Raw genomic sequence first — 14,252 nt, 5'->3', positions numbered from 1 at the left:
GTACTCACTGTGTTCATCAGTGTCCAACGGTCTCCAGCAAGTGTCAACGGGCATGTCGGCGCTGATACCGATAGACAGACGAATCCGGCTCCCGTGATGAGCATACGTAGTTGGGAGAAGTCTGCTGAAGCCTGCGGTGAGTGGACCACTCGTGTTTAGTGGTGCTACCGTGAGCCAGTCGTCGTTCTCACGTTCGACGTACCGGGACTGACCAGGCCCCACGAATGACTGTGGGCCTGGGGGGAGCTCTCACCTTCCCCGCCAGGCCCGCTGCGCAGTACCCCGTCCTGTATCGCTTGCCAACGAGTACAAACAAGGAACGCGCACATGCACGGTAGCACCACGACGCGCGGAAGCGGTAAGTCTTCCCGCAGTAAGGTCAACGCGTCTCCGCAGGTCGCAGACCTGATCGCTGACCGCTCCAACGACAGGCTGCTCACCTTTCCTGACGAAGTGGTAGAGCTGACCCGCATCGAAGAGGCCACCTGGCGCTGGAAGCGTCACCGCGGTGAGGCGCCCTTCCTGTTCCGCATGGGGAGGCGCTTGTACGCGTGGCGCTCCGACGTGGTCGCCTGGATCGAGGCGCAGCGTCTCGCCGACCAGGCCGACGCGTAGGCAGCCCACCATGAGCGACCTTCTCCCCGAGCCGTTCGAGTACGACGGCATCCAGTTCCCCGTTGTGCGCATGCCCAACGGTGATCTGGGGCTTCCCCTGCGTCGCCTGGCCATCCCCGCTGACCTCGATCCTGATGGTCAGCGCAAGCTCATCGAGCGTTCGGCCTGGTCAAAGGGACGGACGGACAATATGTACGTCCGTCTTCCCGATGATGACCGGGTCCGCAAGCACTTCGTGATCAGCTATCGGATCGTCCCGATGTGGATCTCGAACATCGGTACCTCCCAGATGGAGGACGCGGTCGCGCGCCAGCGCATCGAGCGGTGGCAGGTCGAGTTCGCCGACGCCCTGTACGACTACGTCTTCAAGGGCGGCGCGATCAACCCGCGTGCCACGGTCGAGCAGCTCGACGAGATCGACCGGACGATCCGCCGCGCCAAGGAGCAGGCGGCCGTTCTCGGCAACCTTAAGGGCGTCGTGGACTCGTCGTGGCTGGACGCGAAGGGCCGGCACGTCGCCGCCGTCGCCCTGGGCATCGAGCCCGACATCGACCCGGCGACCAGGCCGCTCACCGTGGGCGAGTTCCTGGAGGGGCACGGTATCAAGGGCGCGACGCTGCGCTCCATGTCCACCAGGTTCGGGAAGCGGCTGAAGGCCCTGTACCGCGAGAAGTACGGCACCGAGCCGGGCACCGTGGACCGGTTCATCGACGGCGCTCTCCGGCCGGTCGCCTGCTACAACGAGTCCCACCGCGACCTGTTCAACCAGGCATGGGTGGCCATGCTCGACACCCGCTAATCCCTGCTCGCACGAGCCCGGCGTCCCGATCGGTCGCCGGGCGGTCCGCCTTACCCAAAACACAGGACAACGAGCGAGCGGGGACGCGGTGCCCAACATGGTGTACGAGATCAAGGACTCCACTTGATGGGGATCAGGCTCGTCGTCGAGGTCCTCGACAACGCCCCCGAGGACCTAACCCCGGCCGAGCGGCTGCTGCTGGTGGCGCTGGCCGAGGACGCCCGCGACGAGACGCGTGTGTGCTTCCCCGAGAAGGACAAGCTTGCGCGGCGTACGGGCTTGCAGGAGGACGGGCTTCGTCGGACGTTCCAGCGGCTGGCGAAGCGCGGCCTTGAGGTGCGTGTCCCGATCGGTTACGGCAAGGACGGGCGGGCGGTCTTCGCTCGGACCGGCGTGCGGTCGACGTATCGCCTGCCGCCCTTGGCGAGGCGGGACGACAGTGCCACCTCGAATGCTGAGGCGGTATCCGAGTCCCGCCTGTCAGGCGGTACCAGCGTCCCGCCTGACCCTATTCAGGCGGTACCAGCGTCCCACCTGGACGCCGATTTTCAGGACGGTCTTTTCCCTGCTCAGGAGGCAGGCGGAAAGGATCACCCCAGCTCAGAGGAGGCGGTATCCGAGTACCGCCCTACCCCTCACCCTCAACAACCAGAGAAGAAGAAAACCTCTTCTTCCTCCCGATCGAAGAAGCCGAAGGCCGACACCCCGCCCCGCGAAGACGTCGAGCAGCTCTGCGGACGCCTCCTGGAATGGGCGATCAAGAAGGAGTACCACGGCCGCCCGAAGGCGGTCCCGGACGAGTGGCGGACCGAAGCCCGCCTACTCCTCGACAAGGACAAGGTGACCCTGCAGGACGCGCTCGACGTCCTCGACTGGTCGCAGCGTGACCTCTTCTGGCGCGACAACATCCACGCGATGCCGAAGTTCCGCGCGAAGTACGGCGACCTGGAGATCAGGTCTCGCGGACGTCGCGGCGACGGCGCCGGTCAGCAGCGCTCCACGTCGCGCACCTCAGCGCCGGGCGCCAACCCGAACCAATTCACAGAGGAAGACTTCAATGACCCGAACTTTGGTTGACGACACCCCGATCGCGGACCTCTTCCGCGACCTCGGCATGCCACCCCACCACGAGAACTGTGACGGCTACGGCTGGGCGAACGTCGATGACGAGAACGGCCACATGGGTGCCATCAGGTGCATGGGCTGCGCTGGCGAGAACGTCGCTGCCGGCGTCCTGGCCCTGATCCCCGTACGGTTCCGCAAGCCGATCGAGCTGTTGCCCGCGGTCGCCGAGTGGGTGAAGCGCGGCAACCAGGCCGAGGGGCTCTTCCTCTGCGGCAACGTCGGAACGGGCAAGACTCACCAGGCGTACTGGGCGATGGCCGCGTGGTGCTTCCGCACCCTCACCACCCCAGCGAGCGCCCGCGTCAGTGAGACCTACGGCGAGCAGCGGCGGATCCCCCCGTCGGTGAAGTTCATCCGGGCCACCACCCTGTTCGACGAACTCCGACCCAGCAATCAGAACACCCGCCAGCCGGTCGTCGACAGCCAGGGCGCCAGGCTCCTCATCCTCGACGACCTCGGAGCAGAGAAGCCCAGCGAGTTCACCTGCGAGAAGCTCTACGAGATCGTCGACCAGCGGTACGCCGATGCCAAGCCCATGATCGTGACGAGCAACGTTCCGCCGCGCGCTCTCTCCGACCAGGTGGGTGAGCGTGTCGCCTCTCGCTTCGCCGAGTACTGCGAGGTCGTGCCCGTGACCGGCCCTGACCGGCGCAAGAGCGCCTGACGGGCTGGAGATCCATGAGCGCCAACCAACTTCCCCGACCGGGCGGCGGCCTGACCCACAACATGAGCCGCGACCACGCCCGCCACGACTGCCCGAACTGCCTCCGCAACGGCGGCCACCACGTCAAGGCCGACGAGGAGATGCTGCCGCTGTGGGCCCAGCCCGCGATCAAGCCCATCGGGCAGACCTCCGCCCCCACCCGCTGGAAGTGCTCTTACTGGAGCGCCCGCAACCACGAGCACTGCGGCACCACCGAGAAGATCCGCAACCACCCCGGTATCGGGCCGCGCTGCCCGGTCCACGACCCGAACACCCTCAACATCGCCTACCGAGCGCTCATACTCACGGCCGACAAGGAGAAGTAATGATCAAGGCAATCCTCATCAACAGCAGCACCCGCTGGGGCAGCGGCAAAACCCGCTGCTTCCTGTGCGGCATCGCCGTCGACTACACCCCCTCCACCGAGGACACCCTCCCGCACGTCACCGCGCATGACCTGTGCAACAAGCGCTGCGAGAACGCGCCGCACGCCCACAGCGGCACCTGCCACGCGCTCGGTGGGGACCTCTGCGACGGCTGCGAGGACCTCGTGAAGCGGAAGGACACTGCGGCCATCGCGGCCCTGCTCAGGGGCCGCATCGGGTCGCTGCTCGACGAGTCCCGCAAGCTGCTCAACTGGATGACCGTGTCCGATTGGGTGACCCGCGCCCACCAGGTCCTCATCGGCGACCAGACGATCGACGTCTACCCGGGCGAGAAGCCCAACACGTACGTCGGCTCCTGCCCCTCGTGCGCCTCCTCCATGACGGTCAGCTTCGACCCGGACGTCTGGGGCTGCGCTGCCTGCTGCGACGGCGGAACAGTCGAGCGAGTCACCGACTCTGCTCATGCTGCTCACTGAGACAACAACGGCTGGCCCCGTCTCCACCGGGGCCAGCCACCCCCAGAATGCCATGACCACCGAGAGGCAAGGATGACCAAGCCCGCCAACATCGCCATGGAGCTGGGCTTCTTCCACGGAGAAGCGGACGGCGAATGCCACCGGTGCCGCAGCATGTTCGAGGTCAACGCCTACGCCGCCTTCCACGACGGCGAATGGACGTGCCCGGACTGCGCCGACGCGATTAGCCCCGGCTTCGGCGACATCATCCGCGGCCTCGACCGCGTGTACGACGGCATCACCTGCGACCTGTTCACCCGCCGCGTCCTCATCGAGGACCTGAACACCGTCACGCACGCCCTTCGCAGGCTCGCCGAAGTCGTAGACGACATCGCCGCCGGCCGCACCAAGCTCCATCTCGACGTCCAGGCCGTCGAAGGCTCCTTCGAGGAGAACGGCCAACTCATCGGCGTCAGCATCGACCGACAGATCGTCACCAGCAAGGAGAACACGCAATGAGGCAGAACAGCATGACCCCCGAGTGGGAGATCGACGACTTCACCAAGACGTGGCTCCTGCAGCACGCCGACGGCTTCCGCTCCGGCACCATGTGGCTGGCCACCAACCCGCCCAAGACCGAGGTGTACGAGGTCGCGAAGATCTACCGCGACCTGCACGACGGCGGGTTCACGGGCACCGACTCCTGCACCTACGACGCCACCCTCGTGCCGGCCTTCCTCGACTACCTGAAGGGCTCCCCGAACGAGCGGGAGATCTACGACGGCGTCGAGGAGATGCGCGACATCAACGAGCGGCAGGGCACCAACTACCCGCTGAACTCCTGGCCCAAGGAGGCGTACGGCGTCGGCTTCGACGACTCGTTCATGATCGGCTTCTCGAACGCCTGCTACGTCGCGGTGAAGATGCGATGAGCACCGTCACCACAATGCCGCCCCGCGGCGAGATCTTTGACTTCGCTGACACCGCCCGCAAGCTCACCCGCGAGTACGTGGACGGCTACCAGGCCGGCATCGCCTGGCTGGAGTCCGGCGCCCCCGTCTCCGAGGTGGACGCGATCGCCGACTTCTACGAGCGCACCCGCCCCGGGCAGTCGGCCGAGGAGTCCACCCACTACCTGGATGCTGAGCAGTTCCTGTCTCTGCTGGCCTCCATGCACGCTCAGGGGCACACTCAGGGCTTCACCATCGAGAACGGCTCCGAGGTGCGAGCCGAGTACGTCCGCGACTACGGCCAGCAGTTCGCGGCCTGGGAGCTACCCGACCGCGTGTTTGTCCTGACTGCTCTCGACTCTTTCGACGACGGTCTGGCCACCGCGGTCTGGCAGGCCCGCCGAGGCTGACCCTTTCGCGCCCGTCACCCTGACGGACGCGACGAATGTCCTTTTTCCCACATCCGGGAAAAAGGACATTCTAGACAGAACAACTTTGCGCACATCCGCAAAGAAGCAGGTCCCGGACCTGGACGACCATTCCGGTTGTCCAGGTCCACCCGTACAACGAGCACAACCCCAGGGGGACGGATTGAGGACCGAGTTCACCTACGAGCATCTGGCCGCAGTGCGAGCGTTCCTGCCCGAGCTGGACCGCGCCATCGTCCCCAGCAGCGGCCGGCGCCGCCACTGGAACGAGCGTGACCTGTCCCCCGAACGGCGCGCCGCCATGGACGCCCAAGCGCTAGCCGAGCGAGAAGCGAAAGAACGCAGCCTCGCCCTCGGGCTGAAGCCCTCCGGAGCGTCGCCGGCGCCGCTCGACCTGTCCGTGTTCGACGCCCGCGCCCACATCGTCCTGGCCGTCGTCGAGCTGGAGGAGGCGGTGTGCGACAAGCTCGACCTCACCCCCGCACCCGGCAGCACCGCGGACACCATCACCCGCCTCATCTCGCTCCTCGACCGGATCGCCCTCCACGACGACCTGGCCGACCACGTCCACAACGAGTCCACACGCCTCCGCCAGACCGCGCGGATCGTGCTCGGCGAGCAGGAGCCCGTCGTACGCCTCACCGGCCGCTGCCCGAACTGCCGCTCGCTGAGCCTCCGCGCCTACCCGGAAAGATTCACTGTGGCCTGCGTGGACACGACCTGTCGGTGTGACGATGAGGATTGCCCCTGCCAGCGTGAGGAGTCGTGGCGCCACGTCTGGCCGTACGAGAGGTGGCCGTGGCTGGCCGCCGTCCTTCGTGAAGGGATCGGAGTCGCCCCATGAACCTGGACGAGCTGTACACCGCCGACGAGGCCGCCACCGAGACCGGCTTCAGCCGCTGGGCAATCTACAACTGGGTCAGACGCGGTGTCCTGCGGCCCGTCCCCGGGGCCAAACGGGGCCACTCCAGCCTCTTCCGACTTGAAGACGTGTTCAACGCCGAGAAGACGCGCGACCATACACGCAGGAAACGGGCGTCTCGGTGCTAGGCTGATCACTGAACAATCCCAGAACAGACGGACGACGTATGCCCAGAGCCCGGTCACCCCGGGCTCTTCGCGTCTCCAGGACCTGCGGGGAGGACGTCCATCCCCCCGAGTGGATGACCTCCCCGCACCCAAGACCCCGGGCGGACGGGCTGTCTGCACGCCCCCGCCCGCCCGGACCTCACCGCAGGAACGGAGAACCCTCGTGAACGTCCTCCTGCTGCTGGCCCTCGTCTGCCTCCTGTCGTCCGCCGTCATCGCCGGCGTGCAGAAGGCGTGGCCCCTCACCCTGCTCAGCCTCGGACTAGCCCTCGCCATGCTTAACGAAGCGGGCCTGATCTCCTAGCGGCTCGTCACTTACCGAAGGTGACCTCGATCGGCTCGTTCATCTGCGCGGCGGTGTACTGCTGTCTCCCTTGATGCGCGATCTCGACCCCGTAGAACTCATGCCCAGCGGGAACCGCCATCGAGAACTCGAAGACGCAACCGCGCTCCTGGTGCATCCCGTCGTCCAGGCGCCCGAGAGCAATGGTCTTGGCCGCCGCATCGGTGACCACGATCTGCGCCCCCAGGTTCACGTCAGCGAAGTCGCCCTTGCCGTAGCAGTCCGGGTGGTCCCCCAGGTCCACGGAGTCCGGCGTCACCTTGAGGATGACCGTCCCGCGGACGAGGAGCGCGGGGAGCGTCGTCTCAGGCGTCACTGGTGCTGGAGGCGGGTCCGTCTCTGTGCCCGGCGAGAGAACGATGAACACGGCGGCGACCCCCGCCAGCACTACGAGCACCACTCCGGCCACGGCCAGCACCTTCACCATGCGAGCATCCTGTACCGCTCCGGATCTGCGACACCAGACCCAATCAGACCCCTCCAGTGCGCGACTGGAGGTAGAGACCCCCGAGACCTCCCGGACTCGGGGGTCTCGCCCATCTCCGGGAGGAAACCATGACCGACCAGGAACAGCCTGAGCCTGGCAGTATGCAGCACATCGCCCACGACGACACCGGATGCGATGCCTGGATCCTGACGATCCGCTTCGAGGCGGACCATCGGCCGCAGGTGGAGGCGGAGCTGCTCATCCGCGAGATCGACGTGACCGTCATGGGCGTGAAGGACTCCGACGTTGTCATCTCCATGAGCGACGCCGTACGGGAAGCGCTGATCGGACTCGGCTGGATTCCACCCGGGGGCTGATCAAAACAGGGGGCGGCATCAACAAGGGGGCAGGCCATGACCAGGCGGGAATGCCTCGACTGCCGGGCCCTCCATTCAGGGCGAGGGCCACGCTGCCCCGGGTGTGCAGGGGTACGGCAACGGCAGCGAGACCAGCAGCGAGGAACCACCACCGAGCGCGGCCTCGGCTGGGACCACCAGCAAGCACGCGAGCAGCTACTCGCCACCGCCACGGTGTGCGCCATATGCAAGCTGCCACCCACACCCGATGACCCGCTCACCGCAGGCCACATCACCCCACGCGCACAAGGTGGAACCAGCGACCCGAGCAACTACCAGGCAGAGCACGCCTCCTGCAACTACAGCAAGGGCGCAACCACGGGGCACACCGGGTAGAGGGCAGGCACCCCACCCCTGCCCGTCCCCCCTCCCAGCCCCCATGCCCCTCCCTGCACCCCACCCCTGAGCCCTGACCCATAGCTCAGACCAACACCTGATGACCAACGTCGATCACGCAACAGCGACCAACGACAACACGACAACGCCACACAGCACAACAGGACACAAAGCAGCAGGTCAGAGGGCAGGAGAGGGGACCAGGGGGGCACCTAGATCACGCAAAGATGATCAAGGGGTCCTGACCCGTCCCCATCGCGCCATTTTTCGGAGGTACCACCAGCCGGGATTTGCCCGGCGCGGGCTTTCGTGAGGGGAGGTACCTGATGCCCCGAGCGAAGAAGACGGCCGGGACTGCGGTCGACAAGCGGAACGGGCAGCAGGTCCTCGGTGTGGTGGCCGGGCTGAAGGTGGAGAAGTTCGCGGCGCCGCGCGGGCTGTCGAAGCCCGCGAAGGTCGCGTGGGACGACTTCTGGGAGGACCGGCCCGCGCACCTGGTGACGCCGGCGGCGAAGGTCGTGCTGCTGCGGTGGATCGACGCGCTGGACCGGTATCTGCGGACGATCGCGGAGGCGGACCAGAACCCGCTCGTGACGGGATCGCAGGGCCAGGAGGTCATCAACCCGCTGTACAAGGTGGCCGAGCAGGCGATGTCGACGGTGCGGGACTGTGAGAAGCAGCTCGGCATCGGCGGCCTGAACGCGGCTTCGCTGGGCCTGGCCGCGATCTCCGAGCAGCGGTCGCTCGCCCAGATGAACGCCCGCTACAGCGAGCCTGGCGACGTCGAGGAGGACGACGAGCCGGACCCGCGGATGCGTATCGTGCGTGGGGTCGTCGATGAGCCGTGACCCAGGCTGTACGGCGTGCGGGTGGCGGCCAGGCAAGGGCGAGCTGTGGCCGTCCCTCGGCGGGGTGGCCGTCCGATGGATTCAGGACAACCTCATCTTCCCCGAGGGTGACACGTTCGGGCAGCCGTTCAAGCTCCGCCCGGACCAGAAGGAGTTCCTGTACCGCTGGTACGAGTACTGCCCAGCCTGCGATCAGTGGCACTACGACGAGGGCGTGCGCGGCGCCGCGACCGGCGACGGCAAGACCACGTTCATCGCGGCGATCGCGCTGCTGGAGTTCGCCGGCCCGCCGCAGATCGCGCCCGTCTCGCCCATCATCAACATCGCCGCCGCCTCCTACGAGCAGGCCGACGAGCTGTTCGCCAAGGCCGGCCAGATGGTCGGCGGCCGGGACGACGAAATCACAGAGGCGCCGCTGTGCGGCTTCTTCGCCGTCTACGAGAAGGTCATCCAGTTCCGCGACGGCCGGCCGGGCGAGATCCGGCGCGTCGCGGCGGTCGCCGGCACGAACGAAGGCGGCATCCCGCACCTGTTCATCTGCGACGAGGTCCACGAGTGGGGCGACGTCGGCTCGAACAAGGCGCGCGTCCACACAGTCATCTCCAAGTCGACGAAGAAGCGGAAGACGGCCCGCGGCTCCGGCCGGGTGCTCAACCTCTCCACGGCCGGGTTCGACGTGGACCACTCCCTCCTGGGCGCCATGTACAAGCGAGGCCTGCGGGTGCTGAAGAATCCGGCGCTGGCGCCGCGCCTGTACTTCGACTGGCAGGAAGCCCCCGAGGACCTCGACTATGAGGACCCCGAGCAGCGCGCCATCGCCGTACGGGCCGCGTCGAGGGCGGCCGGGGTGCTGTGGAACGTCGCCGACCGGGTCAACGACTGGGGCAAGCCGTCGATGCCGCGCCACGAGTGGCTCAGGTATTACGCCAACCGCTGGGTGGACATCGCTGAGGACTCCTGGCTGAAGGACTACCCGGGCGCCTGGGACCGGTGCGCCGGCGACGCCACCATCCCCGGCAAGGCCGAGGTCAAGGTGGCCGTCGACATGGCGCTGCGCCGGGACTCCGTCGCCGTGCTGGTCGGCTGGGAACGCCCGGACGGCAAGGTCGCCGTCAAGGCGAAGATCTGGAACCCGGACGGCACCGGCAAGATCGACCATCAGGCCGTGGTGGACCACATCCGCTACGACCTGGCCAACACGTACACGGTCGTCGAGGTCACCTACGACCCGCGGTTCTTCGAGGTGCCCGCCCGGATGCTCGAAGACGAGGGCTTCAACATGGTGGAGTTCCCGCAGTCGCCGGAGCGGATGGCGCCGGCGTGCGGCCACGCCCTGGAGATGATCGTGGGCGGTGAGGTCGTCCACGACGGAGACCCCGACCTGGGCGCGCACGTGAAGTCCGCCGCGATGAGGCCGGGCGAGCGCGGTTTCACCCTGTCCAAGGGCAAGTCCAAACGCAAGATCGACGGCTGTATCGCGATGGTCATCGCGCTGTGGCGGATCGCCGCCCCCGAACCGGAGGAGGCCCCGCTCGTGCCGCTGGTGGCGTTCCGATGAAGAAGCTCACCCGGGCCTGGCTCGGCTACGTGGCCGGATGCGTGTGCATCGTGGCCGGGGTGTGGATCCAGTTCGGGACCGGTTACGCACTCATCGTGGCCGGCGCCGTTCTGACCGCCTCGTACCTGCTGCTGGCCGACGTTGATGACAGCGAGGAGGCACCGTGAACCTCCTGCAGCGCATCCGCCGGCGCCGCTCCCTGCCCGACCCGTTCGACTCTCCCGCGCTGCCCTACCTGGGCATGACGCGTTCGATGAACGGGCAGGAACAGCCGAACCCGGCGGAGTTCCTGGCGCTCGCGCGGCAGGTGTTCAAGCGCAACGGCGCGATCGCGTCGCTGATGTTCGTCCGGCAGTCGGTGTTCAGCGAGGCCCGGCTCTGCTTCCGGCAGATGCACGATGCGGGCCCCGGAGAGTTGTCCTACGGCAGCGGCCTGGACATCCTGGAGCGTCCGTGGCCCGGCGGCACCATGCAGGACCTGATGTCGCGCACCATTCAGGACTCCGACCTGGCGGGCAACAGCTTCTTCGCTCGCCGGCCGAACGGGACGTTGAAGAGGCTACGGCCGGACTGGGTCACCATCGTGACCGGCTCCGAGGAGGAGCCCGACCTGTACGGCGACGCCCTCGACGGCGAGCTGCTCGGCTACATCTACAGCCCGCGGGCGCCCGGCAGCGGCGCCGGCGAGGTGCTGCTGCCGGACGAGGTCGCCCACTTCGCGCCCATCCCCGACCCCGAGTTCCAGTTCCGCGGCATGAGCTGGATCACGCCGCTGCTGGGCGAGGTCGAGGCCGACAGCGCCGCTACCACGCACAAGCGGTCGTTCTTCCGCAACGGCGCCACCCCGCGCGTGGTCGTGTCGTTGGACGCCTCGGTGAGCCCGGAGCTGTTCGACCGGTTCATCGAGAAGATGGAGGCCGCCCACAGCGGCGCGACGTCGGCGTACAAGACGATGTACCTCGGTGGCGGCGCGGACGCGAAGGCCATGCAGATGAGCATGCGGGACCTCGATTACAAGGCCGTCCAGGCGATCGGCGAGTCCCGGCTCGCCGCCGCGGCCGGGGTGCCGCCGGTCATCGTGGGTTTCTCCGAGGGTCTGGCCGGCAGCTCGCTGAACGCCGGCAACTATGCCTCCAGCCGGCGGCGTTTCGGCGACGCCACCATGAGGCCCTTGTGGCGGCGGGTCGCAGGCGTGTTCGCCAACGTGGTCGACGTGCCGGATGGCAGGCAGTTGTGGTGGGACGCCCGCGACGTCGCGTTCCTGCGTGAGGACTTGGGCGACATCGCCGAGATCCAGGCGAAGAAAGCGTCCACGATCCGCACCCTGACCGATGCCGGCTACACCGCAGACAGCGTGGTCGCCGCGGTGGAGGCCGACGACCTGAGCCTGCTCAAGCACTCCGGCCTGTTCTCGGTCCAACTGCTGCCGCCTGACAAGATGCGGCCCGAGCCCGCCGAGCAGGAGCCGCCCGCCGAGCCGGACACCGACGAAGGCAGCGACGACGAGCAGCCCGAGGAGGGCCAGGAATGACGTACTTCACCAGGGCCTTCCCGCTGGACGACATCGCCATCGCGCCCGGCGGGGACGGCCGCACCGTCACGGCGTACGCCGCAGTGTTCGACACCCCGGCAGAGATCCACGACCGTGATGGCCACTACATGGAGGAGATCGCCCGCACGGCGTTCGACAAGACGCTGACCGAGCGTGGCCTGCGGTTCGGCGTGTTCTACAACCACGCCGCGACCCTGCACGGCACCCCGTCCGAGCGGGCCAGCGTCCCGCTCGGCACGCCGCTGGAAGTGCGCGCGGACGCCAAGGGTCTACTGACCATCACCCGCTACAACAAGACGCCTCTCGCCGATGAGGTGCTCGAGGCCATCCGTAACGGCGACATCACCGCGCAGTCCTTCAGCGGGCGGATGATCCAGTCGAAGCCGTCCAAGCCCGTCAGCCGGCCGTACCGGGCCACCCGCGGCGGCGATCTGGTGACCGTGGTGCGCAGCGAGATCGCGCTGCGCGAGTACGGGCCCACCCCGCTGCCCGCCTACGAGCCCGCCACCATCTTGGGCGTGCGCTCGCTGGCCGAGGAGTTCGCCAGCCTCGACGACGCCGAGCGCGCCGAGTTGGCCCGCATGCTTTCGTCCACCACCCCGCCTGGGGCCGGAGGCGATCCCACCACCCCCGAGGAGGGGGCCGGTTCGGAGGAGTCGGAGCCCAAGCAGGGCCACCGCTCTGGTCCGGTCATGTCCCGCGCACAGGCGCGGGCTCGACTGATGAAGAGAGGGATCCTCCTGTGAACCGACTGGCTGAGATCGACGAGCGGCTGACGGCGATTCGCGCCGAGCTGCTCACGCTCGCGGACACGGACCTGGACGAGACGCAGTCCGCCCGGTTCGACGAACTCGAGACCGAGTACGCCGAGCTGGAGACCGAGCGTGAGCCGCTCGCCCGCCGCGCCGAGACCATCGCCCGGGTGCGCACCACCGCGGCCACCGCCGCCCGCAACGGGCGCGGCCTGGAGCCGGGCGGCACCGACCGTGGGCCGGAGCTGCTCACCCGGACCGACCCGTACGACGGACTGGACCAGGTGCGCGCCCGCGCGGTCGCCGCTCCAGACCTGCGGGCGCGGGCGCTGGCCGCCGTCGAGCAGGCTCCCGCCGAGCTCGGCGACGACGGGCGCGAGCACGTCACCCGGCTGCTGGAGCGCGGCGACCGGCACGGCCGGATTGCCCGGCACATGCTGCTCACAGGCAGCCCCGCCTACCAGCGGGCGTTCGAGGCGATCCTCGCCGGCGTCCAGCCGTGGCAGCTCGACGACGAGGAGCAGCGAGCGCTCCGGTTCGCTGACGAGCACCGCCGCGCCATCAACGAGGGCTCCGGCGCGGCCGGTGGGTTCCTCGTGCCGTTCCACCTGGACCCGACGCTGATCCTGACGAACGCCGGCAGCACGAACCCGTTCCGGCAGATCGCCCGCACCGAGACGATCACCACGAACGAGTGGCACGGCGTCTCCACGGCGGGTGTGACCGCGCAGTGGCGGGCCGCGGAAGGCACGCAGGTGCCGGACAACAGCCCCACGTTCGCGCAGCCGGCCGTGCACATCCACTCGGCCGACGCCTACCTTCAGGCGTCGTTCGAGGCCACGATGGACACCAACATCGCCTCTCAGGTCGGGATGCTGCTCAACGACGCGAAGGACAACCTGGAGGCTACGGCATTCGCGGTCGGCACCGGCTCCAACCAGCCGTTCGGCGCCGTCACCGCCGTCGCTGCGGTGGCCGGCTCCCGCGTCACGGGCGGCGCCACCTACGACGTCGCTGACGTGTACGCGACCAAGGACGCGGTGCCGCCGCGCTGGCGTTCGCGCGCCTCGTGGGTCGCCAACGAGTCGATCCTGTCGCTGACCCGCCAGTTCGCCACGGGCACCGGGCCGCAGCACGCGTTCTGGACCGACCTGGGCATGGCCACGCCTTCGCTGCTGCTCGGACGCCCCGTGTACGAGTCGTCGGCGATGGACGGCACGCTCGCCGCCGCGTCCACGAACGACATCCTGCTGTGCGGCGACTTCTCCCAGTACCTGATCGTGGATCGGGTCGGCATGACGGTGGCCTACGAGCCGCTGGTGAAGGGCGCCAACCAGAGGCCGACCGGCGAGGTCGGCTGGTACGCGTTTTGGCGTGTAGGCGCGAACGTGCTGGTCCCGGACGCGTTCCGGGTGCTGCGCGTCGTCACGGCCTAGCAAGTCGAGGGCGGGGACGTCGTGTCCCCGCCCT

General features: G+C 68.0%; 21 protein-coding genes. 20 read left to right on the top strand and 1 reads right to left on the bottom strand.

The window, feature by feature from the left end:
- Positions 1 to 327 precede the first annotated feature (327 nt).
- From KIS93_RS63675 to KIS93_RS33285, 12 genes are all read left to right on the top strand, one after another.
- Positions 328 to 615: a helix-turn-helix transcriptional regulator gene (locus KIS93_RS63675; protein WP_080043925.1), complete on the top strand. Its 288-nt coding sequence runs from the start codon at positions 328 to 330 to the stop codon at positions 613 to 615.
- A gap of 10 nt (positions 616 to 625) precedes the next feature.
- Positions 626 to 1,414: a hypothetical protein gene (locus KIS93_RS33335; protein WP_155128775.1), complete on the top strand. Its 789-nt coding sequence runs from the start codon at positions 626 to 628 to the stop codon at positions 1,412 to 1,414.
- A 126-nt stretch (positions 1,415 to 1,540) separates the two neighbouring features.
- Positions 1,541 to 2,491: a helix-turn-helix domain-containing protein gene (locus KIS93_RS33330; protein WP_155128777.1), complete on the top strand. Its 951-nt coding sequence runs from the start codon at positions 1,541 to 1,543 to the stop codon at positions 2,489 to 2,491.
- On the top strand, positions 2,472 to 3,203 hold the full coding sequence (locus KIS93_RS33325; protein ID WP_080043928.1) for a P-loop NTPase family protein: 732 nt from the start codon (positions 2,472 to 2,474) through the stop codon (positions 3,201 to 3,203). Before KIS93_RS33330 ends, KIS93_RS33325 begins: the two co-directional genes overlap by 20 nt.
- A 14-nt stretch (positions 3,204 to 3,217) precedes the next feature.
- Positions 3,218 to 3,568 (top strand): hypothetical protein, encoded by a 351-nt coding sequence (locus KIS93_RS33320; protein ID WP_080043929.1) that lies wholly within the window; start codon positions 3,218 to 3,220, stop codon positions 3,566 to 3,568.
- Positions 3,568 to 4,104 carry a hypothetical protein gene (locus KIS93_RS33315; protein ID WP_080043930.1) on the top strand — a complete coding sequence of 179 codons (537 nt, stop codon included), beginning with the start codon at positions 3,568 to 3,570 and terminating at the stop codon, positions 4,102 to 4,104. The genes KIS93_RS33320 and KIS93_RS33315 overlap by 1 nt, the downstream gene beginning before the upstream one ends.
- Before the next feature lie 72 nt (positions 4,105 to 4,176).
- Entirely contained in the window at positions 4,177 to 4,602 is a 426-nt protein-coding gene (locus tag KIS93_RS33310) for a hypothetical protein (RefSeq protein ID WP_080043931.1), read from the top strand.
- Positions 4,599 to 5,015 (top strand): hypothetical protein, encoded by a 417-nt coding sequence (locus KIS93_RS33305; protein ID WP_080043932.1) that lies wholly within the window; start codon positions 4,599 to 4,601, stop codon positions 5,013 to 5,015. The genes KIS93_RS33310 and KIS93_RS33305 overlap by 4 nt, the downstream gene beginning before the upstream one ends.
- On the top strand, positions 5,012 to 5,443 hold the full coding sequence (locus KIS93_RS33300; RefSeq protein WP_080043933.1) for a hypothetical protein: 432 nt from the start codon (positions 5,012 to 5,014) through the stop codon (positions 5,441 to 5,443). Before KIS93_RS33305 ends, KIS93_RS33300 begins: the two co-directional genes overlap by 4 nt.
- Positions 5,444 to 5,624: 181 nt before the next feature.
- Entirely contained in the window at positions 5,625 to 6,305 is a 681-nt protein-coding gene (locus KIS93_RS33295; RefSeq protein WP_080043934.1) for a hypothetical protein, read from the top strand.
- Positions 6,302 to 6,511, top strand: coding sequence for a helix-turn-helix domain-containing protein (locus KIS93_RS33290; protein WP_080043935.1), 210 nt, complete (start codon positions 6,302 to 6,304; stop codon positions 6,509 to 6,511). The genes KIS93_RS33295 and KIS93_RS33290 overlap by 4 nt, the downstream gene beginning before the upstream one ends.
- A gap of 202 nt (positions 6,512 to 6,713) precedes the next feature.
- The gene (locus KIS93_RS33285) at positions 6,714 to 6,854 is read left to right on the top strand and encodes a hypothetical protein (protein ID WP_155128779.1); all 141 of its coding nucleotides are present in this window, start codon (positions 6,714 to 6,716) and stop codon (positions 6,852 to 6,854) included.
- A gap of 7 nt (positions 6,855 to 6,861) precedes the next feature.
- Here the strand turns inward: KIS93_RS33285 and KIS93_RS33280 are convergent, their stop codons facing one another.
- A complete protein-coding gene (locus tag KIS93_RS33280; protein ID WP_080043936.1) occupies positions 6,862 to 7,320 on the bottom strand; it encodes a hypothetical protein in 459 nt (152 codons plus the stop codon).
- A gap of 128 nt (positions 7,321 to 7,448) precedes the next feature.
- Here KIS93_RS33280 and KIS93_RS33275 point away from each other — a divergent pair, with 128 nt between their 5' ends.
- The 8 genes from KIS93_RS33275 (at position 7,449) to KIS93_RS33240 (ending at position 14,218) form a co-directional block, all read left to right on the top strand.
- Positions 7,449 to 7,697 (top strand): hypothetical protein, encoded by a 249-nt coding sequence (locus tag KIS93_RS33275; protein WP_080043937.1) that lies wholly within the window; start codon positions 7,449 to 7,451, stop codon positions 7,695 to 7,697.
- Positions 7,698 to 7,733: 36 nt separating this feature from the next.
- Complete coding sequence (locus tag KIS93_RS69160) at positions 7,734 to 8,072, top strand: HNH endonuclease (RefSeq protein ID WP_080043938.1); 339 nt, start codon at positions 7,734 to 7,736, stop codon at positions 8,070 to 8,072.
- 326 nt (positions 8,073 to 8,398) lie between these two features.
- The gene (locus KIS93_RS33265) at positions 8,399 to 8,920 is read left to right on the top strand and encodes a P27 family phage terminase small subunit (RefSeq protein ID WP_080043939.1); all 522 of its coding nucleotides are present in this window, start codon (positions 8,399 to 8,401) and stop codon (positions 8,918 to 8,920) included.
- A complete protein-coding gene (locus tag KIS93_RS33260) occupies positions 8,910 to 10,478 on the top strand; it encodes a terminase TerL endonuclease subunit (protein WP_155128781.1) in 1,569 nt (522 codons plus the stop codon). Before KIS93_RS33265 ends, KIS93_RS33260 begins: the two co-directional genes overlap by 11 nt.
- Positions 10,475 to 10,645: a hypothetical protein gene (locus KIS93_RS33255; protein ID WP_186404546.1), complete on the top strand. Its 171-nt coding sequence runs from the start codon at positions 10,475 to 10,477 to the stop codon at positions 10,643 to 10,645. The genes KIS93_RS33260 and KIS93_RS33255 overlap by 4 nt, the downstream gene beginning before the upstream one ends.
- A complete protein-coding gene (locus KIS93_RS33250) occupies positions 10,642 to 12,009 on the top strand; it encodes a phage portal protein (RefSeq protein WP_080043941.1) in 1,368 nt (455 codons plus the stop codon). Before KIS93_RS33255 ends, KIS93_RS33250 begins: the two co-directional genes overlap by 4 nt.
- Positions 12,006 to 12,776, top strand: a complete 771-nt coding sequence (locus KIS93_RS33245) for an HK97 family phage prohead protease (RefSeq protein ID WP_080043942.1) — start codon at positions 12,006 to 12,008, stop codon at positions 12,774 to 12,776. Before KIS93_RS33250 ends, KIS93_RS33245 begins: the two co-directional genes overlap by 4 nt.
- On the top strand, positions 12,773 to 14,218 hold the full coding sequence (locus KIS93_RS33240; RefSeq protein WP_080043943.1) for a phage major capsid protein: 1,446 nt from the start codon (positions 12,773 to 12,775) through the stop codon (positions 14,216 to 14,218). The genes KIS93_RS33245 and KIS93_RS33240 overlap by 4 nt, the downstream gene beginning before the upstream one ends.
- Positions 14,219 to 14,252: the final 34 nt, after the last annotated feature.

This window comes from [Actinomadura] parvosata subsp. kistnae (assembly GCF_900323885.1).
Taxonomy (GTDB): Bacteria; Actinomycetota; Actinomycetes; order Streptosporangiales; family Streptosporangiaceae; genus Nonomuraea; species Nonomuraea composti.
This window is presented reverse-complemented; position numbering and strand designations above follow the sequence as displayed.